Below are 20,611 nucleotides of genomic sequence, written 5' to 3'. Positions count from 1 at the left end.
TGTGGTCTACAGTAGAGGCCGTACCCCGGGGAGCTGACACGGCTGAGAGTGCGCAACGCGCAGACCCGAACACCTGATCCGGATCATGCCGGCGGAGGAAGGGCCAGATGACTTCACCAGTTCACGCCACGCAATGTGTTGCGAAACCTTTCGAATCTTCCATACCTTGTGCGGCAATGATTTTTCCGCCCTTGTTTCAACTCGCTGGTGCATGGCGACATCCCAAGAATCGTTCCGACTGGTTACGTGCCAAATTCTGGGCGGATATAGGACGCTAACTGGAAGCAGACGGCTATGACATGTTGTTTGTTCCAGATGCGATGGCAATGGCACGTGGTCACGATGGCACCACAGATGCTGTTATTGCAGCAGGTGCCAAAGGGGGAATTTACCTGGATCCTGTGACCGTGATGTCGGCTGTTGCCTCCGTGACAGAACGGCTGCGTCTAGGATGTACGCTTTCTACATCCTTTGTGCCGGCTTACGATATTGCTCGCAGGGTAGCGACCTTGCATCAACTGTCCGGGGGTCCCGCCGCCTGGAATATCGTGACTTCTGCCTACGATTATGAGGCGCAAAACATGGGCCTGCCCGGGCTTGAACCCAGAGCAGATAGGTATCACAAAGCGGACAAGGTCACCCAAGAGGTGCTGGACGTCTGGCAAACATTCCCAGACGATGCACTGTGGGTAGATACCGAAACCGGCCGTTTCGCTGACCCCACACGTATCCAGCCGACCAACCACGGCATTGGCCCTTTGACCGTGCCGGGAGACGTCGAGGGCCATCGTCCGATGCTATTGCAAGCCGGTGCTTCCCCAACAGGTCTGGATTTTGCTGCTCGCTAGGCTGACGCAACATTTATGGTGGCGGCCGACGGTGCTCAAGGTCAACAGATTCGTGCGGATCTTCGCTACAGAGCATCACAAGCAGGAAGAAACCCAGATAGGATCACCACGCTGATGGGTGTTCAACCCGTCGTCGCCGAATCCGGAGTCGCTGCGGAGGAAAAACTGCGGCAGCTCAAAGGCCTGATTGACCCAGTCACTGCCTTGCAGGATCTGGCCACTTTGTTCCGGGCTGATCCTGCTGACTGGTCCTTGAAGGATTCAGCCGCAGAATTTTTGCGAACACAGCATGGCGCGACCGGTGCCGAAGGATTCGAAAATACTGTTGCCGAACTCGTAGCGGGCGGAATAACGACGCTTGGACAGCTTGCGATGTTGGGTGCAATCGCGCAATTCAAACCTCTTCTCGTCGGTACCGCTGATTCTGTCGCTCAACAAATGCTGGATTTGGTCGAACAGGGTGCAACCGACGGGTTTATGATCATGGGTACTGTCGTCCCTGAATCCTTTACGGACTTTGCACCAGTGATTCGATTACACGAGGAGGCTGCACCCAAAATCTAGTTTGCGGCCACAGCACCAGATGGTCATGATCCTCCTAAGGATGGTGATTGACGGTGGCACGTAGCGAGCGCATCGTGGGGTCAGAGTATCCCGAGCCGAATAACAGTACATGAACCAGCAGTGGGACGAGTTGGAAAGTCGGGATACGTTCTTGCCAACCTGCAGTCAGCGGAAACACTGCGTTATAGCCGTCCATAACGGCCGGCCCGAATCCGCCAAATAGCTGCATCATGGCAATGTCTTGTTCGCGATGGCCCCAATGACATGAGGGATCAATCAACCAGCTGGCACCCGATTGATCGACCATGCGGTTGCCAGCCCACAGATCTCCATGCACCACAGTTGGTGGCTCTTGTGGTCCCAGGTGCTCAGGGATGATGGCTTGTGCCATCTGGAGTGCAGAGGCATCGAGTTGGCTCGACTCAATTGCCTGTTCGGTTAACGGGATGATCCTGTTGGTCACCAGAGTTTCATGCAAAGTTTCGGTGGGTTGTAGGTCAACGGCAGCGCCGCCCAGAAACCAGTGGTCGAGCCCTTCGAGACTGCCAAATGTTTGTGCTGGGTCAGCAGTCTGCTGTGCGGTCAGATGCAGTTGCGCTAACTCTTGGCCAAACACATATTCGGGGTGCTCAATAGCAGCAGAACCGTCTTTGGCTTCAACGTGGCTGATGATGAGCTGTTCCTCGGTCACCTCATATACCTGGGGCACCCTTGCCCCAAGCGCCCCTAGGGCTTGTAAGCCGGCTGCTTCGAACTGGAAGAAGCCTTCTGGAGCACCGGGTAACGATTTGCGGAACGCTTTGGTCCCATCAGTCAGCGTAACCGTCGACGTCGAACCGGTCAGACTCACTGGGCACCGTAGCGTTGCAGGACGGTTTCGAGACTCTGGTCTTCAACGGCCCTCACGAGTCCGCGCGCTGCATCCTCAATCTGGTCGTACATCGAAACAAAAGCGTCCTCGGGGTGGCCATACGGGTCTGGCACGTTGGCAATACCGTCCTGGTCTACCGCCGAGGCGAATGCCCCGAAACGAACGATCTTGGCGCGTTGTTCGTCAGTGTCAGTAAGCGCCAGAATATTTGCCAGATTCGAATCGTCCATCGCCAAGATGACGTCTGCTTCATCCAGGTGCGTTGGTGTGAGCTGCTCGGCTACCGAACTGAACCCATAACCGCGTTCGGTCCCGACTTTTCGGGTCAGCTTATGGGCCTGGCTGCCAATGTGATAATCCGAGGTGCCGGCTGACGTAACGTCAGCATTGATGCCGGCTTTGGAAAACTCTTTGATGAGTACCGATTCGGCGGCAGGGGAGCGACAAATATTTCCGAGACAAACAGTCAAAATCTTCATAGCTTCTATTGTGCGGAGGTTTGCAGCCGTTGGCCAGACTCTTCGTGCCGTGTCCGCAGCTGGCACATTGGTCGCTGGGCACTCGCTGTCGAATGGCTAGACAGACTACAGTGGGGAGAATGGAATTTGCCGTCCGCCCAGCCCGAACCCAAGATGTCGCTGTCATTCGATCCCTGGTCCAACCGTTAGCCACCGATCGTGTGCTGCTGGATAAGGACAAGGTTGCCTATTTTGAGGCCATCCAAGAATTTTTGATTGCCGAAAATCCTGACGGTGAGATTGTCGGCTTTGGTGCGGTACACGTGATGTGGGAGGACTTAGCTGAAGTTCGCACTCTGGCTACCGCAGATTCCTATCAGGGCCAGGGCGTCGGTGGAGTGGTGCTGAATGCTCTGCTGGATCGCGCCGAAGACTTAGGCGTCCAGCACGTCTTTTGTTTGACGTTTGAAACCTCGTTTTTCCAGCGTCACGGTTTCGAAGTCATGGATGATCAGTCGGTCCTTGACCCGGATGTCTTTGCTCAGTTGCTGCGTTCCACTGACGAGGGTGTCGCTGAATTCTTGGATTTGGCACGCGTTAAACCCAATACGTTGGGCAATACTCGGATGATTATCGACCTGGCCTCACGGCCGAACCGTGGTTAGGGCAACGCCAACACTTCGTTGTCGAGCACTGCAAGACCATCGGAGACTAAGCCGTTGACCGCGCGGTTCCATTGCGTTTGCTCGGGGACGTGTCGACCCAGCCGACCGGTTGCCTCAACGGTGGTCTGTAAGCCGCCGACATCGATGGTGCCCTGGGCACGTAAGACGCCCATGATGGCCCCGCGAACTTGTCGATCCGAGCCGGCCCACGACTGCGTCCGGGTCACGATTTCAGGTTCAGGTTTCCCCACGGCCACCCAGGCGCACAGGTCTTCTACCGGGCACTGGGCACATTTCGGGGCTCGTGCCGTACAGATCAGCGCACCAAGCTCCATGACCGCAACATTCCAAGTGTTCGCATCGCTCACCCCTTGGTCTGTGGAGGTCTCGGGCATGAGGTCAGTAGCCAGCCTCCGTTCGGCGGCCGTCAGACTGGGTGCGGCCGCGCCTTGGCCTGAGAACATGCGCGCGTGAACCCGTCGGATATTGGTATCGATCACCACCTCGGGGATCTCAAAGGCAAAAGATGACACGGCCGCTGCGGTGTACTCGCCGATGCCCGGTAATTGCAATAACAGTTGCGGATCGGTGGGCAGAACGCCACCGTGTTCGGCGACGACAGCTTTGGCAGTCTCATGGAGGCGCAACGCTCGGCGCGGATAGCCCAGTCGTCCCCACATGATCAATACGTCCGAGGCTTCTGCTTCGGCGAGTTCTTGCGGCCCCGGCCAGCGTTTCATCCATGCCAGCCAAGCATCCCAGACCCGAGCGACTTGGGTTTGTTGCAGCATCACTTCGGATACGAGGATCCCCCAGGCCGTGGTGTCTGGTTCGCGCCAGGGAAGTTGCCGACCCTGCTGGGCGTACCAGTGAAGAATGCGCTTGCGAACCTGCTGGATGTGGTCTTTAGACAGGTGTGGGGTAACGGATGACATATGCACCATGCTAGTCGTAGCCAGTTGACAGTCAGTCTGAGTCGCTAAACTATTGACCATGGCCGACAACGCGAATCTTCCCCCTCGTCCGAAACGTATTCCGCCGCATATTTTGCGGCGCCGTCGTATCGTCGCGGTCATTATTCTGTTGATTATTTTGGGCCTCATTGGTTGGGGCATCTGGGCGTTGGTGAGCCTATTTGTGCCCGATGAGCAGCAGGATCAGCCGCAACCCGAGCCAACGGTGAGCGAAAGCGCGTCACCCGCCCCCAGCGAGTCCGAGTCGCCCGATGATGATACTGCCGCCAACGCGAATGCGTGTGACCCGGACGTGCTTGCCGTGACGGGTGCGACCGATCAGGAGACGTATGGCGCCGATGAGTTCCCGACGTTTTCGATGACGATTGCGCATGAAGGCGACGAGCTGTGTGATGCGTCGTTAGGTTCTGACCAGCAGAGTTTTGTGGTTGAGGACGCTGAGGGAGAGTTCGTGTTTTCGACGCGCGCCTGCCAGGTGGATCCGCAGTCGCAGGTGGTGGAAATGGAACCTGGTCAGTCCGAAGCCGTGGAGTTTCAGTGGGAACGCGTGGGGACCGATGAGTCTTGCGAGACGGTGGTCGAAGATATCTCGGCTGGTGAGTATCAGCTGGTTGTGGGGCTTGGCGAAGAGACCGCTGAACCGGTGACCTTCGAGCTGCAATAGCGGTTATTTGTCGTCGGGTTCCATGCCGGGAAAATACCGCAGTGAATCCCGTAGTTCTTGGCGCGCTTCTTCGACGGTGCGCCCTCCGTGGGGTTGCCGCGGTGGGGGCCTGTTTGCCGGGCTGAACAGTGAGGTCATCGCTTCGGTCAACGAGCTGGTCTGTAGCACCTGCATGCCCTTGGGCACGGTCATGTCGTCGTCTTCGGGAACGATGGCTTTGGCAAAGCCCAGGCGGTGGGCTTCTTTGAGACGTCGTTCCATACCGGCTGCAGGGCGAAGCTCGCCGGCCAGGGAGAGCTCACCGATCAGCACTGTGCTGCGTGGTAGTGGCAGTTCATTGCGTGATGACATGATGGCAGCGGCGACCGCGAGATCCGCCGCGGGCTCGTACACGCTGATACCGCCAACCGTGGATGCGTAAATATCTTGGTTGGTGAAGTCGTTATGCAAGTGCCGTGACAGGATGGCGATGACGGTATTGAGCCGTGATTGGACCAAGCCTGTCACGACGCGGCGTGGTGAGCCGCCGGTGCCTTGCGACACGAGGGCCTGGATTTCTGTCATGAGTGGCCGGTGCCCGTCTAGGGCAACGGTGATGGCGGTGCCCGATGCCGGGGTCGCGAAGGTGTTGATGAATAGTCCAGATGGGTCATCGATGGATCCGATGCCGGAGTCTTTCATCGAAAAGCAGCCAACCTCATCGGTTGAACCGTAGCGGTTCTTGGCCGACCGGATGAAGCGCAATTGTGAGTGTCGGTCACCGTGGAACTGGCAGACCACATCGACCAGGTGTTCCATCGTGCGTGGCCCGGCAATGCTGCCTTCTTTCGTCACGTGACCCACCAGGATGGTGGCGATATTGTGACGTTTCGCCAACCGGATGATGGAGGCGGTGACTTCTTGAATCTGCATCCGCCCGCCAGGGGTACCGTCGATCGAGGCAGACTGGATGGTTTGTACCGAGTCGACCACGAGGAAGTCGGGTTTGATGTGTTCGATCTGGCCTAGAACCTGGGATAGGTCTGTCTCGGCGGACAACAACAGGTTTTCCCGCATCGCGCCAATGCGTTCGGCACGCAGCCGCACCTGGGCGGCGGATTCTTCACCGGTCAGGTACAAGGTTTTACGTAACCGCTGGTCGTCGCGTCGTGTGGTCGCCACCTGGCCGGCGATGTCCAACGCCATCGTGGATTTGCCGATGCCTGGCTCACCGGCCAGCAGGATGACTGCACCGGGCACGAGACCAGAGCCCAGCACGCGGTCGAATTCTGAGACACCCGTGGGGAAACTTTCGGCGTGGGTGGCGTCAATTTCGGTGATGGGCTGGGCCAGCTGATCAACCGTGACGGTCGCCGGTGCGGTGCGAGCCGTCGTCGGGCTGATACCGGCTTCTTCAATAGTGCCCCAGGCTTGGCATTCGCCGCAGCGCCCAGTCCACTTTGCGGTCATCCAGCCGCATTCACTGCATTTATAGGCAAGCTTCGTGTTGCTCTTGGTTTTGGCCATGCCGCTAAGCTTAGCCGCACCCGCGGACACGATAAAGATTACAGCCTGGGCAGATAGCTGCTGGCCTCGGAATGGTCAGAACCGGTGGCTTCGAGGAAATCGACCATCATCGGCCGACACATCATCACCAGGGCCTCACCGTGGAGCGTTCCGGCGCCCAGCTGGGTCGGCGTGAGCTTGGTGGTGACCGCCCCCAGGGCATCCCGCGCAATTGAAAGGGATCGGTGACGACCCGGAGCGGCGGGTTCTGCCACCGACCGGCCGAGGACGGCGACGGCGTCTGCGGCTTCAGAAAACCAGTCGGCTAGCTTGGCAACATCGTCGGAGGTAGTCGATTTGGCATCGAGTTCATCGATCACCGTGATGACCCGGCGGGCAATGATGCGCAGCGAACGAATGGCCAGGTCCGTCTTTTCGAAGGTGCGTGAAATTTCGTCCAGATCCTGCCTGGCGGAGCGACGGGTTGGGGAGTAGGTGGCAGCTTTGTGCACATCAGAGATGGCGGTGCGAACCGTATCAATTTCGGTTTGTAGGCCACGTGCTTCAATGAGCGCGGTCCAGCCGTTGCGCGATTCATGGGTGCGTAGTGCGGTTGACAGTTCGCGCAGTACATCGGTGGTGGAACGGAAGAGTTCGCGCATGCCAGTCACCGTTTCGCGGCGTCCAGAGACTGGCGTGATCATGGTGATGGCAATGGCAATAATCCCACCGATGACCGCATCTAATGAACGACTCAGGGGGCCTTCAGGCGGGATAGGGAGTAAGACGACCATGACGGCCTGGATAGACATCTGGGTGGTGAAGATGACCCCGGAATCGATAAATCTGGCCAACATAATGGTTACAAACACGACGATGACGCCCTGCCAGTACCCTTGTCCGAGAAGGGATTGTAGAGAATCACCAACCAGTATGCCTAACGTCACACCAATGGCTACTTCGAGCGCTTTTCGGATGTGCGGGTCGCGTCCAAAACCCAGCGCAATTAAGGCTGAAGTGGCCGCGAAATAGGGCTCGCTATGCCCAATAATTATGGACGCAAAAGCATAGGCGGCGACCGCAGCGATTGCCGCTGTTGCCCCAGGAACAAGGGCATCTTTCGCGCGCGAACCCCCGGAGCGCACCCTCGATGATATGAACCGCTTGACCTTCTCCCAGCCGCTGGGTTCCGGCTGGACCGGAAGTGGGGTGGTATGCATGCGCTCAGCCATGTCTCTCATCATACGAGGTGGGTCAAAATGGGTGAAAAATCTGTGCGTAGAAAAACGTTTACCTGCAGTTCATCTGTTCGGAGCCGCTAAGTTACCTGGCGTGCGTAGCTTCGGTGAGTAGTTCGGGCCACCAAGCAAATTTTCCAGGCCCAACATGACTGACTCACAACGAACTCGAAAGAGGAAAACACAGTGAAGTTTTCTCGTTTTTACCGCTCCGCTGCAATCGCATCTGTCGCAGCAATCGCCCTAGCCGCTTGTGGATCTGACAACGGTGGAGAAGGATCCGCAGAATCAAACGGTAATGGTGGTGGCGAAGAAGTTTCAGCCTCCGGCAACCTCATCGGTGGTGGCGCATCCTCGCAGGAAGCCGCCATGACCGCCTGGACTTCCGGTGTGACCGAAGTTCACCCAGACCTTACCGTCAACTATGACCCAGTTGGTTCCGGTGCAGGCCGTGAAGGCTTCATCGCCGGTCAGTACACCTTCGCAGGCTCTGACGCTGCGATGAGCCCGGACGAGCAGGAACAGGCTTGTGGCGGTGGCAGCTCCTTCCACGTGCCTTCCTACATCTCCCCGATTGCCGTTGCTTTCAACCTTGAAGGCGTCGACACTCTGAACATGGACGCAGAGACCATCGCCTCGGTATTCGCCGGCGAAATCACCTCTTGGGATGACGACGAGATTGCAGAGCAGAACCCAGACGCTGATCTGCCCGCAACTGACATCACCGTTGTGCACCGCTCAGATGAGTCCGGTACCACCGAGAACTTCACCGATTACCTCTCCGGTGCAGCAGGCGACGTATGGAGCTGGGAAGCTGCAGAAGAATTCCCAGAAGAGCTGACCGGTGAATCCGCTCAGCAGACCTCCGGTGTTGTCTCCCTGACCTCCGACACCGACGGTGCTATCACTTACGCAGACGCTTCCCAGGTCGGTGGCCTGTCTACCGTTGCAGTTGGCGTTGGCGAAGAATATGTAGAGTACTCAGCTGACGCAGCAGCAGCAGCTGTTGAAACCGCTGAAGAAGACCCAGAAGCCGAAGGTGCTCGCATCCTGGATCGCAACAGCGAAGAAGCAGGTGCCTACCCAATCGTCATGATCTCGTACCACATCTTCTGTGATCAGTACGAAGACGAAGCACTGGTAGACCAGGTCAAGGCTTTCGGTAACTACGTGATCTCGGAAGATGGTCAGTCAGCAGCTGAAGAATCAGCAGGTAACGCTCCAATTTCAGATACGATTCGTGAAGAAGCAACCACACGTCTCGATGAGATCTCTGTTGCCGGCTAAAGCAAGCAGTTAGCTTTCACAGCTGATACCACCGCATGGCAAACACGCGGTGGTATTGGCATGAGAAGCACATTTTTGTACACGAACGTTACAGGAGTACAACGTGTCAACCACATCCCCGCGCACCAAACCCCAAGCGCGTAGTACCACCGGAGCGGTGGGGGATAAGGCCTTTCACGGTCTTGCGCTAGCTGGTGGCGCGATCATTTTGGTCGTGCTGGCCTTCGTGGCAGCGTTTTTGCTCATCAGGTCCCTTCCGGCAATCATGCCGGAAACGTTCGGGCCTGGTGCAGACGAAGCAATCGACTTTTGGGAGTATGTCTGGCCGCTGATGGCGGGCACCGTGCTCGTCTCGGTCATCGCGCTCCTGCTTGCCACACCGATCGCAATTGGCATCTCGCTGTTCATCAGCCACTATGCGCCACGCCGATTCTCAAACTCCATCGGGTACCTCATCGACCTGTTGGCCGCGATCCCATCGGTCGTGTATGGCGCGTGGGGCATGCTTGTACTCGCACCGGCGATGGTGCCGATCTACCAATGGCTACACGAGAACCTCGGTTTCATTCCGCTCTTTGCCGGTGACCCAGCCGTCACTACAACCGGGCGTACGATCCTGACCTCGGGCGTAGTCCTGGCGGTGATGGTCCTGCCGATTATCACCGCCCTGTGTCGTGAAATTTTCCTCCAGGTTCCACACCTGCATGAAGAAGCCGCACTCGCGCTCGGCGGGACCCGCTGGGAAATGATCAAAATGACCGTCTTCCCATTTGCCCGCGCAGGCGTTATTTCGTCCATTATGTTGGCTTTGGGACGCGCGCTCGGCGAAACGATGGCCGTGACCATGGTGCTTTCACCTGGTGGATTCTCCTGGTCGTTGGTCACGTCAGGTGCCAACGCCACGATTCCTTCTGAAATTGCACTGAACTTCCCCGAAGCCTTCGGGCAACGCCAAGCTGAACTGATCGCTGCCGGCCTGATGCTGTTCATTATCACCCTGGTCGTCAACGTCGTTGCTAGGGCAATCGTTAGCAGCCACGCGAAGAAAGCCGAGGGACTGTGATGAGTTCTCCAACTAACTCGCCTTCAAAGACGCAATCGACGGGTCCAAGCAAAGACTCGAATGGTCGCAAGAAGTCAGAATATATGATGCCACATCATAAAAACTCTCGGTTGGATTCGCTGACCGCCAACCGGAAACCGCGCTGGACTTGGCTGGCCACGGCCGTAGGCTCTGCCATTCTTTCGCTGATCATCTCGCTGTTGTTCTTCGAAACCTTCAATGTCATTGGTTTCGTGCTCATCGCCGCGGTACTGTTCATCATCAGCATGTATGTCATCACATACATTTTGGAAGAACGACTCAAGGCTGTCGACGAGTTCTGGAAACACCTCATTTGGGGAGCGTTCTTCGTAGCACTCATCCCACTGATTTCCGTCATCTGGTCGGTCATCGCACAGGGGTTGCCAACCCTGATCTCGAATCCGGGACTGCTTACTTCGGACATGCAGGGTGTTGTCGGTTCCGACGATATTGCGACCCAAGAAGAAGGAGCCCCGCTGCAAGGCGGTATCCTCCATGGCCTGGTCGGTACACTGATGATCACCGTGCTGGCCAGCATTATCTCGATCCCAGTGGGCCTTTTCGCATCCGTCTACCTCACCGAATACGCCAACAAAAACGTATTCTCCAAAGCAATTCGTTTCTTCGTTGACGTGATGACCGGTATCCCATCGATTGTCGCCGGTCTCTTCGCCTTCGCTGGGCTCACTCTGGTTGCTGAGCTCACGCTGGGTAGCTCGCCGCAGGCGTTGCAGTCCGTCAAGACCGGTCTCGCCGCTGCCATCGCATTGAGCGTGCTCATGATCCCGGTGGTCGTCCGATCGACCGAAGAAATGCTGCAAGTTGTGCCCGATGAACTGCGTGAGGCCTCCTACGCGCTGGGCGTGCGCAAATGGCGCACGATTACAAAAGTTGTGTTGCCAACCGCGATGTCCGGGATTGCCTCGGGTGTCACCCTGGCCATTGCTCGTGTGACCGGTGAAACCGCACCCATCCTGGTGACCGCAGGCTATGCGGCATCAACGAACTGGAATCCGTTCTCGGAGTGGATGACCGCGTTACCGGTCTTCATCTATCGCCAGTTGGTCAACCCGACTGCACCGGCCGCAGGCGATCCATCCACAGCACGTGCCTGGGCGGGCGCGCTGGTGTTGATCGTCATCGTGATGGGCCTAAACTTGGGTGCCCGTGCAATCGCCAAATACTTCGCTCCGAAAACTGGCAAGTAAACGTCGGTATTCGAAACCACTAAGGAAAAGAACTCCATGGCTAAACGCATTCAGACCATCGATCTCGATTGTTACTACGGCGATTTTAAGGCCGTCAGCGATATCAACATTGAGATTGAACCACGTTCGGTGACCGCATTCATCGGTCCCTCAGGCTGTGGCAAGACCACGTTTTTACGTACGCTGAACCGCATGCACGAAGTCACACCCGGTGCCAGTGCTCGCGGGAAGATCCTATTGGACGACGAAGATATCAACGCCCCCGGTGTTGATCCGGTTCGCGTGCGCTCAACAGTGGGCATGGTGTTCCAGCGCCCAAACCCATTCCCCACCATGTCCATCCGTGAAAATGTGCTCGCTGGCTACCAGCTCAACGGCATCCGCCTGAGCAAATCTGAATCGGAAAACGTCCTCGAGCGTTCACTGACCGGTGCCAACCTCTGGGGCGAGGTCAAAGACCGTCTCGACCGTCCAGGTGGTGGGCTCTCCGGTGGACAGCAGCAGCGTCTGTGCATTGCTCGCACGATCGCCATCGAACCAGACGTGATCCTCATGGACGAGCCTGCTTCCGCGCTGGACCCCATTTCGACGCTGGCGATTGAAGACCTCATCAATGAGCTCAAAGAGCAATACACGGTCGTCATCGTGACCCACAATATGCAGCAGGCTGCACGTGTGGCTGACCGAACCGCCTTCTTCAACCTGCAGGCCATCGGCGAGCCAGGCAAGCTCATTGAATATGATGACACGACCACCATCTTCAACAACCCGGCCAACCAGCAGACCGAAGACTACATTTCGGGACGCTTCGGTTAACGAGCCTGAACATGCAAAAGCCCTGGCCAGTTTGAGCTGCTCAGGGCTTTTGTAGAGTCAACGATGCCGGGCCGGGCACGCCTCACGGCGTGTGGCCGCTCGAAGCGGCTGATAATTTGGAGCCCGGGGGTACCGCAGCCCGACATCTACATGTCACTCTATCTTTACCTTCCGGTACTCCGCAAGGAAACGACTCCTTCTGCGAAGTCATGTCGAGTCAGTCAGGAATCTGAGTCTCCATCCCGCCCAACGGCTTACGCATAGTAAAAGCCTTGGCCAGTCGGTCACGCATGCTGGTGGCTAGCACCGTCTTCAGGGCAGCATCCCGCAGAACAGTTGCGGCTTGGGGCATCGGGCGTCCCAGAGCCATATTGAGTTCTGCTTGCAAAGCGGTCGCGCGGGCAGCAGCGATGCGCTTCGTCTCAAATGCCCGAAAACCTGGATGCTGTTGCAGTGGTGTGGAACGCTTGTCGACTAACACCTGGGTCAATAACGGTGCTACCTCCCATGCGTCGAGCCAGCCCAGGGTCATGCCCTGCCCACCGATCGGGCTGACTTCATGGGCTGCGTCCCCAATGATGACCCGACGTCCGATTGCCATCCGCAGTGCTAAGCGGCGCCGAATGTGGAAGGCACTGATCATCGTCGAGGTTGTGGGGTCGACTGTGGCGCCGGTACGGTCAGCAATGAGTCCGGTCAGTGCAAGCGGCGACTCGGTCGTCAGCTCGGTACCGGTGTGTGCCACCCAGCGACGCATCTGGCCGGGCAGAGGAAATGACTCCACGACGCCGCTGGATTCGAGGAAGATCGCAGCGGTTGCCTCGTTCCGGTGAGCAGCCGAAGTAACAGCTGAATAGTCGGAGAAATCGCCCATCAGGTACGTGTCTTTGAGCATCCGCGCACGGGTTGTGATGCCCGATCGGCGGCGCACCAGACTGTGTGGGCCATCAGCGCCGATTACGATATCTGTGTGCCAGTGGCTCTGGACATCACCGGCCCCGGCGGTGACCTCGACGGATTCGGTGCCGTCCACAATATCGGTGACTTCCCACCCCGAGTGCACAGTTCCGGGAGCGAGTTGGGCGAGTCGATGAGAGAGGAGTTGTTCGGTGCGATTCTGCGGCAAGGTGAGTACGAAAGGACGAGACGGCCAGGCCTGTTCGAAGGTGAGCGTACCCAATCGACGGCCGCCACTGTATGCGCTCCCGGCGTGGACACGGACGCCTTCAGCCAGTGCGGTTGCTTCGACACCGATTTCATGCAGCACCGCCAGCGCAGGTGGATGCAGCCCAATGGCCCGTGAGTATTCTCGTGGATGAGTGCGGCGTTCCAGCACGGCCACGTCGACCCCGCGGAACGCCAGCAGGCAGGCTAACACGAGCCCTGTTGGGCCGCCGCCGACGATCAAGACCTCGCTTTTGTGCACAGATGTAGCAGTCATGGCTGGTCCGGCTCTGGATTGGTGGCGCCCTCGGCGTCGTAAATCAGCAGATTCCGCCAGGGTCGCTGAAATTCAACTCGCCACCCGGATGGTGCGGCAGCGGCCATCTCCTCGGCGGTGTAACTGCGTCGGATGGAGACTAAGCCATCTTCGCGGATGAACGACCCGGGGAAGAACGGCCACGTCCCAGCAGAGAACAACATGTATGCCGCCTGGCTGCGTCGGATGTCGCTGTGGACCGCGCGGATTCGAGCTAACTGTTTCGAGTCGTGCAGCAGTGACTGCAGTTCGTCATCCTGGAGATGGTGCAGTAGGTGATTTGAGATCACCAGGTCGAAGTTGCGGCCCGCATCGACGAGGTCAGAACTCAATGCTTGTTCGTATACGAGGTCACCGGGATTGTCGCGCATGGCCCAGGCGCTTGCACGTTCGTCGGGATCCGCGGCGGTGATGTGGATTCGAAAGCCGTCCCGGTGCGCCCAGCGTGCGATCGCGCGGGTGACATCTGCGCCACCCGCGCCAATGTCGAGCAGCGTGTTGGTCCGGTCGTGGGCGAGTACGGGGCGCAGGTACCGTCGATACGTCTGCTGCCATCCGGCTACAACACGGTTGATGACGTGGAATTGCGCATAGGTTCGATGCAGCTTGGAAAGGTCACAGTCCGGGTCGTCCATCCGCTCGGTAGCCTCACGGTCGCGGGTGTGCAGACGCGGTAGCGCGGGCATCTTCACGGATTGGTCCCGATGGTTGTGAACAGGCCGGTCTCTACCGTCAGTCCCGGGCCGAAGGCCATACTGCAGATGCGTTCTCCGTTCGACGACCCCGGTTCTTCGAGGATCTGTTTGAGCACAAACATGACGGTGGCACTACTCATGTTCCCGAAACGACGGAGCACCTCGCGGGACGGGGTGAGTTGGTCGGCGTCGAGTTCCAGCTTTGCCTCGACCTTGTCTAGAATGCTGCGGCCACCGGGATGGATGGCCCAGTGCTCGATCTCGCGATATTCACGTTCAGTCAGTGCATCGTCGTGGGCTAGCAGTGGGGCCAGCGCATCGACGATGTGTGCGTCGATAATCTTTGGTACGTATGTTCCCAGCACCATCTCGAACCCATTATCGCCGATGTTCCACGCCATTGCTTCTTCACCAACGGGGGTCACCACGGTTTCGAAGTGATCTAACTGCAGCGCACGCGTCTCGCCGAGGTCATCCCGGCCGGTGATGATGGCTGCCGCCGCGCCGTCGCCAAACAGTGAAGACCCCAGAATTGTGTCTGGGTCATCGGAGACTCGCACATGGATGCTGCACAACTCAACGCTGACGACCAGCACGACGGCGCTGGGGTCGGCATCGCAGATCGTTTTGGCCTGTCGCATGGCAGGAAATGCTGCGTAGCATCCCATGAAACCGAGATGGTAGCGCTTGACTGAGGGTTCCAGATCGAGACTGCGCACGATGCGGTAGTCGGGGCCCGGTGAGAAGAAGCCGGTGCAGGACACGGTGATTACATGGGTGACGTCGGTTTTGTCGATGCCTTCGCATGCTGTTAGCGCAGCGGCGGCAGAATCGATGTAGAGGCGTGTGGCTTCGCGTACGTAGACGTCATTGCGTACCCCGGTGCTGGGGTTGAGAATTTCACCGGTGGTCGAGTTGAAAAACTGTGGAGGATCATCAGTTTCTGGTCGCTCCAACAGGTCCATTTCCGCGACCGCACTGTGTCGAGTATCAATTCCTGAGGAATCGAAACTGGCGCCGACCAGACGAGTAGCCAAGCGGCTCATGCCGGGTTGGGAGGCAAAGACGTCACGAACCTCGTCTTGGACCAGGACTGTGTCGGGGACTGCGACTTCAAGAGATCTGAGAGTGACTGCCATGGTTCATTGTCTCAGCGGGGCATAAATGGGGGCAATAGTTCAGGCTGACGAGAAGACGAACCGTTGTCGTCACCATAGAAAAACCGGTGTCACTCTACAAAGTGACGTCCTCACTGTAGAAAAAGGGTGCCTCAGTGTTAAAAGTGACGTTCTCACTGTGTAAAGTGAGCTTCTCAGTGTGGGAAATTATGATCTCACTGTAGTAATTGAGCTGCTCAGTGTATAAACTGAGACTCACTGACGCGAGTGAGGGCTATTTTGGATATCGAAACTGACATCGCCACTACAGTGAGTCGTTTACGTGAGCAAGGAAGTGACGATGCTTCTGTTGAGGCGAAAGCAGGTGCCGGGGGAGTTGCGAAAGATGTCTGGCGTTCGGTGTCCGCTTTTGCGAATTCAACTACTGGCGGGCGGCTTCTTTTTGGCCTGGACGAAGAAGACGATTTTCGTGTAAACGAGGAGCTGGATCCAGTGCGCATTACGGACGCGGTGGTGACTGGTCTGGGTGATGAGCACAGCGATGCTGCAAAGATTCGGCCGAAGCCGCCGTATAAAATTAGCACCGTGCCCTTCGAAAACGGGCGACTCGTGAGAGTCGACATTGATCCACTCACCCCTCTAAACAGTGACCTCGCTGGGCCGTGTTATGTCGTATCGCAAGGACCGGTGGGCGGTGCGTATAAACGGGTCGCGGATCAGAATCAGAAACTCTCCGATCAGGAATCTTAGAATATCCATTCACGGTGGGGACCTCGTGAATTTGATAGCGAACCCATTGAGGGAATGAGATTCCAGGATATCGACGAGGACCTGAAACAGTCACTATTCCAGAAGATTCGTAGTTCCGGTTCGAGAGCACTTCTGCACACTGACAACGATGTTGAAAAACTCACACGGCTTAAGGTGGTAGATCCCGATGGTCGTATTACGCTTGCCGGTGGTTTGATGCTGGGAACGTACCCCCAGCAATTTTTCCCACGCTTGGTCATTGACGTGACGGTTCATCCTCAAGATGCCAAGGATGCCGTAGGTCAGATCAGATTTCTCGATCGCAAGGTGTGCGATGGGCCAGTGCCGTACATGATTCAAGATGCAATCACGAGAGTGCTGGCAAACCTGAAGACCATTCGGGTGGTTTACGGTGCCCAAGGCTTCGATGAGGCCGAAATACCAGAGGATGTTTTGCGAGAAGCTATCACCAATGCTGTCATGCATCGTGACTACAGCACTTTTTCACGAGGTGAGCGTATCAGCATTGACATTTTTCCTGATCGCGTTGAAATTATCAGTCCCGGTGGGCTGGTTGGTGATCGAACTCAACAGAACATCGCCGAAGGGAAATCAATTACAAGGAACCCAACGCTCGCAACGCTTCTACGCACAACCCCAATTCCCGAACAGCAAGGCGTACTTGCTGAAGCGCAGGGGAGCGGGATCCCTCGGATGCAAGCAGGCATGAGACAGCTGGGCTTGCCGCAACCAGAATTCTCCGCAGACCTCGTGTCCGTGAAAGTCACGTTGCACCGGCATGGCCTATTGGACCAGGAAACACGCGTTTGGCTGGATCAGCTCCCAAATAGTGCTACTCGACAACATCGGGAAAACCTGACTTTGGCGCTACTGTTTCGCTTGGGCAAAGCGACAGTAGCGGAACTCAAATCAGCGCTGGGTTACGACTCTGACGAAATTCGCCAGATACTCGGGCATCTCATGGCAGAAGAGCTCATAGAAGGGCTCGGTGACGGTCCGTTCCAAATTTCTGCGCGGCTTGTAGAGCATGCCGCGGTTGCGAACTCTGGATTCGAACTTACGGATTTGGAACGAGAAGTCTTTGGAGCCTTGAGCGCCACCGAACAGAAAAGCATCCGGGCCATCGCCGATCAAATAGGCCGATCAGTAAGTTCACTTCGTCCAGTGCTCCGAAGACTGGTCGCAGCAGATTTGGTGGTCCCCACAGCGCCCCCGCAGTCAAGGCGACGTGCTTATTTGAGGCACACAAATTCTCATATGGATGAGGGACAGCGTTAGACTACGGCCAGCACTGCACTGAGTATGGCAAACGAAACGGCCGCGCAGACAAGGACGGTGCCGAAAAAATATGTGATGAGCCGCAGAACCTGCACCCACCGCACAGAGCCAACATTTTGTGCTGTGCCAGCCCCCGTGATCGCTGCAACCGTCGTCAATGATGAAGACAACGGGATGTGCATCATAAATGACCCGACGAGTAACAGTAATGCTGAGGTGCTCGAAGCAATGGCTGAGTGCAGCGGATCGAGCAGACTAATACGCCGCGCCAGGGTGTAATTGACCCGCCAGGCAGTCACCAGCGTGCCAAAACCGAGCAGTAGGATGATGCAGATACCGAGTAACCAGGTTGGGATGGCGGTAAAGTCAGCGGCGGCAACCGCGGTGAGGACGACGATGTAGAGTCGTTGGCCGTACTGCACGCCGTGCCCGAGAGCGTTGGCCGCAGCAGAAATAGCGAGGGTACCGCGTGCACTAAATGCCACCCTGTGGGGTGCGACATCCTTGGCGAACCAGTTCATCGGAATGGCCAGCAGCCACGCGACCAGTGCGGCCAGGAACGGCGAAGCGATCAAGGAGATGACGATCCCGACGGTTGCGGGGCTCAGGTCTGCTAGCACAAGATGATGCTCGCCCAGTACCGAAACAGCAATTGCACCGCCTGCAATCCCTGCGGTCAGCGCATGGGATGAGGACACGGCCGCGCCACGCCACCATGAGAAAAGCGCCCACCCCAGTGCGACGGCCACACCCACTACGGTGACGGATAACCCCAAGGTGCCGTCGGGGACGAGTTCGACGAAACTTGCGGCAAATAATTGGATGGTGCCCACTCCCATGGCAGCGCCAACCATGCGCATCACCGCCGCCATGAAGAGTGCGCTGGCCGGGGTGAGGGCACCGGCTGCGATGGGTAGTGCTACCGCGTTTGGGGTGTCGCGGCCTGCCACGACAAAGCTAAAGGCCGCGGTGAGGGCAAATACCGCAGAGAGCAGAAGTATGGTGCCCACTAGGAATCACGCACCAGGATCCGTCCTAGTTGGGTCGAGAATTCGCGGAGCGTCATGAATGTGGATTCAAGTGAGCGGGCTACTTCTTGTTGCCGATAGTAATGACGGGCTAACAGTTCATCTGCGTCAGCCAGGCGCCAGGTTGCCAGTGCTCGTTGAGCCTGATGGGTGAGACGTTCCAGGTGCATCCAGGTGCTTTCCAAATCATCGGCCTGAGTGAGTTGCTCCGTAGCGCCCAAGACTAGATCTGCCTGTCTGGTCAGAATTTCGAGCACATCACCAACACGAGACGGCAAGCGGTATTGTCGGGTTGCATGAATGATAGTGCCGGTGACGGAAACCGCTTCAATCGCTCGGTTGATCCACGTACCTAACAGGTAGAGATCTTCGCGGGGCAACGGCGTCAGATACGAGCTGCGCAGCGCCGTGAGCATTGTTGCCTGACTTTTGGATGCCTGGGCATTGATATTGTCCAACTGCGCGTCAAGTTCGGTACCGGTTTCTGGGGATGCCCCGAACATCTGGGTCACCAGATCTACCGATTCCACTAATAATTTGGCTAGCGTTCTTACGTGAGCCGCGCCTGATTCATCGGCAGAAAATAAACGCGTTACAGACAGCTTCATGTCTGGTCACTTTACACACCTTAAGTTAACAGGCTGTTGGATTAATTCCGTGGTAGCTCACTGGGATGCGCCTCATCAAGACGACCCTGACGCCATGCGGTTGCGCACAGTTCTAATTCGGTGGCCGTACGCTGGAGTTTTACCGAGCGGTGCTCGAGTGCTGCGGCAGCTTCTGGGTTGAGATCCTCGAGACGTTCCGCATGCTGATGCTGCCCTGCGGCAATCACGCGAGCATAGGCGCCGCCGCGTTCCAGGGCGATGCCGAAGTCGCCCGAATAGACCCCGGTAAGGATGCGGGTAATTAACGTGCGGAGGTCTTTTGCCTCCGGGGGCTCAGTGGCGCCGGCGATCACCCTCGATGCATAGGCATCGTAGCCAGCGCGATACCAGGTGGCCCACATGTCACCATCGCGGGTTGTCGCCTGTTGCAGTGCGTAGAGGCGCCACAGTGCGCCGCCGAACGTCACTGGTGGCGCGTCCGCCCACAGGCGAGCCATCGTATCTAAACCAACGTCTGTGACGAGATCGACGAGCCACTCGACAGTGGATTCATCAGCGTCTGGATCTTGGCCGGTTGCCACCAGTTGGGCGGCGACTGTTTGGGCAGCAAAAAATACTTCAGCTGGGTCGAGCCCTCCTGGCTGATCTTCAAAGTTTTCAATGGGCATCAGCTTTGGTCGACGAAACTGCATGCCGGCGGAACTGCCCCGCTGGAAACTCAAACGTACTCCTTCATGTAAGACGCGCGTACACCACGACAGCCTAAAGCAGTCGCCGGTGCAAAGAACAGTCAAAGAGTCAGATTTTGTTCCACGGGAAAATACGCTACAATCGTTAATCGGTCCAAACGGGCCGTGGGTCTTTAGCTCAGTAGGTAGAGCATCGGACTTTTAATCCGCAGGTCGCGGGTTCGATCCCCGCAGGACCCACAACAAACCGGCACATGATGAAGCGTAATGCAGCATCAGGTGCCGGTTTTCTTTATGCCTGCTTGGCAATATCATTGGGCCCTTCGTTGTTGCTGCTCATGCGAGTGCCAAGGAGCGATGGGTTATGAAAATTCCCCGTTGTCTAAATGGTTCGGGACTCTCGCGTTTAGCCTCAGCATGAAATATTTTGGGAACGCTCGGGTACCATTCGTCGGTCTTGCGAGTCTCGTCTTGTGCTCAAGGTGGGGTAGGCCACCCATCTCGTCACGCACGGATGGATCGTGCAGCGTTTCTTCACCCTTGCCAACATGGGCAGGGCGCGCAACGCTCTTCAACTGCTCTGCGCTCGCAGCCTCAATCGGCATGTCTATCGTGCCGAGTCCATCGATGTGCAGCTCAAGCACGGCGGCAGGGAGGGACAGGGTCGCACTGTCGACGCTTTCGGTGTCAATACTTGCCAGGAGCTCTTGCAACTGGTCGCGGGGCGTACGTTCCACTTCACTCCCTTTGGTTGTGTCGTTGCACTCAACGGTACTGGAGCT

The 20,611-nt window shown here is 57.3% G+C and carries 20 protein-coding genes, 1 tRNA gene, 1 pseudogene and 1 riboswitch; of the genes and pseudogenes, 10 read left to right on the top strand and 12 right to left on the bottom strand.

Translation table 11 applies throughout. The annotated features are described in order from the left end of the window. Nucleotides 1-16 precede the first annotated feature (16 nt). Nucleotides 17-117: riboswitch (TPP riboswitch) on the top strand. 161 nt (nt 118-278) lie between these two features. Next, a pseudogene (locus ACYVJT_RS01465) lies at nt 279-1,412 on the top strand (LLM class flavin-dependent oxidoreductase). 34 nt (nt 1,413-1,446) lie between these two features. Here ACYVJT_RS01465 and ACYVJT_RS01460 read toward each other — a convergent pair. Both ACYVJT_RS01460 and ACYVJT_RS01455 read right to left on the bottom strand, forming a co-directional pair. Further along, nucleotides 1,447-2,262, bottom strand: a complete 816-nt coding sequence (locus ACYVJT_RS01460) for a fructosamine kinase family protein (RefSeq protein WP_343958728.1) — start codon at nt 2,260-2,262, stop codon at nt 1,447-1,449. Beyond that, nucleotides 2,259-2,762 (bottom strand): low molecular weight protein-tyrosine-phosphatase, encoded by a 504-nt coding sequence (locus ACYVJT_RS01455; protein ID WP_343958730.1) that lies wholly within the window; start codon nt 2,760-2,762, stop codon nt 2,259-2,261. The genes ACYVJT_RS01460 and ACYVJT_RS01455 overlap by 4 nt, the downstream gene beginning before the upstream one ends. Before the next feature lie 119 nt (nt 2,763-2,881). Here ACYVJT_RS01455 and ACYVJT_RS01450 point away from each other — a divergent pair, with 119 nt between their 5' ends. Further along, on the top strand, nt 2,882-3,406 hold the full coding sequence (locus tag ACYVJT_RS01450) for an amino-acid N-acetyltransferase (RefSeq protein ID WP_343958732.1): 525 nt from the start codon (nt 2,882-2,884) through the stop codon (nt 3,404-3,406). On the opposite strand, the gene ACYVJT_RS01445 is transcribed toward ACYVJT_RS01450, so the two are convergent. Beyond that, nucleotides 3,403-4,341 (bottom strand): iron-sulfur binding domain-containing protein, encoded by a 939-nt coding sequence (locus ACYVJT_RS01445; RefSeq protein ID WP_343958734.1) that lies wholly within the window; start codon nt 4,339-4,341, stop codon nt 3,403-3,405. The two genes, ACYVJT_RS01450 and ACYVJT_RS01445, sit on opposite strands and share 4 nt — an antisense overlap. 58 nt (nt 4,342-4,399) lie before the next feature. On the opposite strand from ACYVJT_RS01445, the gene ACYVJT_RS01440 reads away from it, so the two are divergent. Continuing rightward, nucleotides 4,400-5,044 carry a hypothetical protein gene (locus ACYVJT_RS01440; protein WP_343958736.1) on the top strand — a complete coding sequence of 215 codons (645 nt, stop codon included), beginning with the start codon at nt 4,400-4,402 and terminating at the stop codon, nt 5,042-5,044. Between the two features lie 3 nt (nt 5,045-5,047). Here ACYVJT_RS01440 and radA read toward each other — a convergent pair whose 3' ends face one another. Further along, nucleotides 5,048-6,550, bottom strand: a complete 1,503-nt coding sequence (gene radA / locus ACYVJT_RS01435) for a DNA repair protein RadA (RefSeq protein ID WP_343958738.1) — start codon at nt 6,548-6,550, stop codon at nt 5,048-5,050. A gap of 38 nt (nt 6,551-6,588) precedes the next feature. Further along, the gene (locus ACYVJT_RS01430; protein WP_343958740.1) at nt 6,589-7,761 is read right to left on the bottom strand and encodes an FUSC family protein; all 1,173 of its coding nucleotides are present in this window, start codon (nt 7,759-7,761) and stop codon (nt 6,589-6,591) included. 192 nt (nt 7,762-7,953) lie between these two features. Between ACYVJT_RS01430 and pstS the strand changes: the two genes are divergently transcribed. From pstS to pstB, 4 genes are all read left to right on the top strand, one after another. After that, on the top strand, nt 7,954-9,054 hold the full coding sequence (pstS, locus tag ACYVJT_RS01425; protein ID WP_343958742.1) for a phosphate ABC transporter substrate-binding protein PstS: 1,101 nt from the start codon (nt 7,954-7,956) through the stop codon (nt 9,052-9,054). Between the two features lie 103 nt (nt 9,055-9,157). Next, complete coding sequence (pstC, locus tag ACYVJT_RS01420; protein ID WP_343958744.1) at nt 9,158-10,117, top strand: phosphate ABC transporter permease subunit PstC; 960 nt, start codon at nt 9,158-9,160, stop codon at nt 10,115-10,117. A gap of 83 nt (nt 10,118-10,200) precedes the next feature. Next, entirely contained in the window at nt 10,201-11,346 is a 1,146-nt protein-coding gene (gene pstA / locus ACYVJT_RS01415) for a phosphate ABC transporter permease PstA (protein WP_343958746.1), read from the top strand. Between the two features lie 36 nt (nt 11,347-11,382). After that, entirely contained in the window at nt 11,383-12,162 is a 780-nt protein-coding gene (gene pstB / locus ACYVJT_RS01410; protein ID WP_343958748.1) for a phosphate ABC transporter ATP-binding protein PstB, read from the top strand. 217 nt (nt 12,163-12,379) lie between these two features. On the opposite strand, the gene ACYVJT_RS01405 is transcribed toward pstB, so the two are convergent. The 3 genes from ACYVJT_RS01405 to ACYVJT_RS01395 are packed head-to-tail and all read right to left on the bottom strand — an operon-like array spanning nt 12,380 to nt 15,476. Then, on the bottom strand, nt 12,380-13,603 hold the full coding sequence (locus tag ACYVJT_RS01405) for an FAD-dependent oxidoreductase (protein WP_343958750.1): 1,224 nt from the start codon (nt 13,601-13,603) through the stop codon (nt 12,380-12,382). Continuing rightward, nucleotides 13,600-14,328, bottom strand: coding sequence for a class I SAM-dependent methyltransferase (locus ACYVJT_RS01400; protein WP_343958899.1), 729 nt, complete (start codon nt 14,326-14,328; stop codon nt 13,600-13,602). The genes ACYVJT_RS01405 and ACYVJT_RS01400 overlap by 4 nt, the downstream gene beginning before the upstream one ends. A 2-nt stretch (nt 14,329-14,330) precedes the next feature. Continuing rightward, a complete protein-coding gene (locus ACYVJT_RS01395) occupies nt 14,331-15,476 on the bottom strand; it encodes a type III polyketide synthase (RefSeq protein ID WP_343958752.1) in 1,146 nt (381 codons plus the stop codon). 258 nt (nt 15,477-15,734) lie between these two features. Here ACYVJT_RS01395 and ACYVJT_RS01390 point away from each other — a divergent pair, with 258 nt between their 5' ends. Both ACYVJT_RS01390 and ACYVJT_RS01385 read left to right on the top strand, forming a co-directional pair. After that, on the top strand, nt 15,735-16,205 hold the full coding sequence (locus ACYVJT_RS01390; RefSeq protein WP_343958755.1) for an AlbA family DNA-binding domain-containing protein: 471 nt from the start codon (nt 15,735-15,737) through the stop codon (nt 16,203-16,205). 54 nt (nt 16,206-16,259) lie between these two features. Beyond that, nucleotides 16,260-17,504: an ATP-binding protein gene (locus ACYVJT_RS01385; protein WP_343958757.1), complete on the top strand. Its 1,245-nt coding sequence runs from the start codon at nt 16,260-16,262 to the stop codon at nt 17,502-17,504. Here the strand turns inward: ACYVJT_RS01385 and ACYVJT_RS01380 are convergent. From ACYVJT_RS01380 to ACYVJT_RS01370, 3 genes are read right to left on the bottom strand one after another with little or no spacing between them, the layout of a single operon-like run. After that, nucleotides 17,501-18,514 (bottom strand): inorganic phosphate transporter, encoded by a 1,014-nt coding sequence (locus ACYVJT_RS01380; RefSeq protein WP_343958759.1) that lies wholly within the window; start codon nt 18,512-18,514, stop codon nt 17,501-17,503. The two genes, ACYVJT_RS01385 and ACYVJT_RS01380, sit on opposite strands and share 4 nt — an antisense overlap. Beyond that, the gene (locus ACYVJT_RS01375; protein WP_343958761.1) at nt 18,514-19,140 is read right to left on the bottom strand and encodes a hypothetical protein; all 627 of its coding nucleotides are present in this window, start codon (nt 19,138-19,140) and stop codon (nt 18,514-18,516) included. Before ACYVJT_RS01375 ends, ACYVJT_RS01380 begins: the two co-directional genes overlap by 1 nt. Before the next feature lie 41 nt (nt 19,141-19,181). Beyond that, a complete protein-coding gene (locus tag ACYVJT_RS01370; protein WP_343958764.1) occupies nt 19,182-19,862 on the bottom strand; it encodes a hypothetical protein in 681 nt (226 codons plus the stop codon). 134 nt (nt 19,863-19,996) lie between these two features. On the opposite strand from ACYVJT_RS01370, the gene ACYVJT_RS01365 reads away from it, so the two are divergent. After that, nucleotides 19,997-20,069: transfer RNA gene (locus tag ACYVJT_RS01365), tRNA-Lys, on the top strand. 122 nt (nt 20,070-20,191) lie between these two features. Here ACYVJT_RS01365 and ACYVJT_RS01360 read toward each other — a convergent pair. Next, nucleotides 20,192-20,566: a hypothetical protein gene (locus tag ACYVJT_RS01360; protein ID WP_343958766.1), complete on the bottom strand. Its 375-nt coding sequence runs from the start codon at nt 20,564-20,566 to the stop codon at nt 20,192-20,194. Nucleotides 20,567-20,611 lie beyond the last annotated feature (45 nt).

Source organism: Yaniella soli, assembly GCF_054782375.1.
Note: the sequence above shows the minus strand (reverse complement) of the source record. Positions and strands in the feature narration are given on the sequence as shown.

Bases quoted from the DNA above. Each gene is read 5' to 3' on its own strand.
- ACYVJT_RS01375 (WP_343958761.1), bottom strand. From the start codon at position 19,140: ATGAAGCTGTCTGTAACGCGTTTATTTTCTGCCGATGAATCAGGCGCG.
- ACYVJT_RS01385 (WP_343958757.1), top strand. From the start codon at position 16,260: ATGAGATTCCAGGATATCGACGAGGACCTGAAACAGTCACTATTCCAG.
- ACYVJT_RS01450 (WP_343958732.1), top strand. From the start codon at position 2,882: ATGGAATTTGCCGTCCGCCCAGCCCGAACCCAAGATGTCGCTGTCATT.
- ACYVJT_RS01400 (WP_343958899.1), bottom strand. From the start codon at position 14,328: ATGCCCGCGCTACCGCGTCTGCACACCCGCGACCGTGAGGCTACCGAG.
- ACYVJT_RS01455 (WP_343958730.1), bottom strand. From the start codon at position 2,762: ATGAAGATTTTGACTGTTTGTCTCGGAAATATTTGTCGCTCCCCTGCC.
- ACYVJT_RS01445 (WP_343958734.1), bottom strand. From the start codon at position 4,341: ATGTCATCCGTTACCCCACACCTGTCTAAAGACCACATCCAGCAGGTT.
- ACYVJT_RS01430 (WP_343958740.1), bottom strand. From the start codon at position 7,761: ATGGCTGAGCGCATGCATACCACCCCACTTCCGGTCCAGCCGGAACCC.
- ACYVJT_RS01440 (WP_343958736.1), top strand. From the start codon at position 4,400: ATGGCCGACAACGCGAATCTTCCCCCTCGTCCGAAACGTATTCCGCCG.
- radA (WP_343958738.1), bottom strand. From the start codon at position 6,550: ATGGCCAAAACCAAGAGCAACACGAAGCTTGCCTATAAATGCAGTGAA.
- ACYVJT_RS01405 (WP_343958750.1), bottom strand. From the start codon at position 13,603: ATGACTGCTACATCTGTGCACAAAAGCGAGGTCTTGATCGTCGGCGGC.
- pstA (WP_343958746.1), top strand. From the start codon at position 10,201: ATGATGCCACATCATAAAAACTCTCGGTTGGATTCGCTGACCGCCAAC.
- ACYVJT_RS01395 (WP_343958752.1), bottom strand. From the start codon at position 15,476: ATGGCAGTCACTCTCAGATCTCTTGAAGTCGCAGTCCCCGACACAGTC.
- pstB (WP_343958748.1), top strand. From the start codon at position 11,383: ATGGCTAAACGCATTCAGACCATCGATCTCGATTGTTACTACGGCGAT.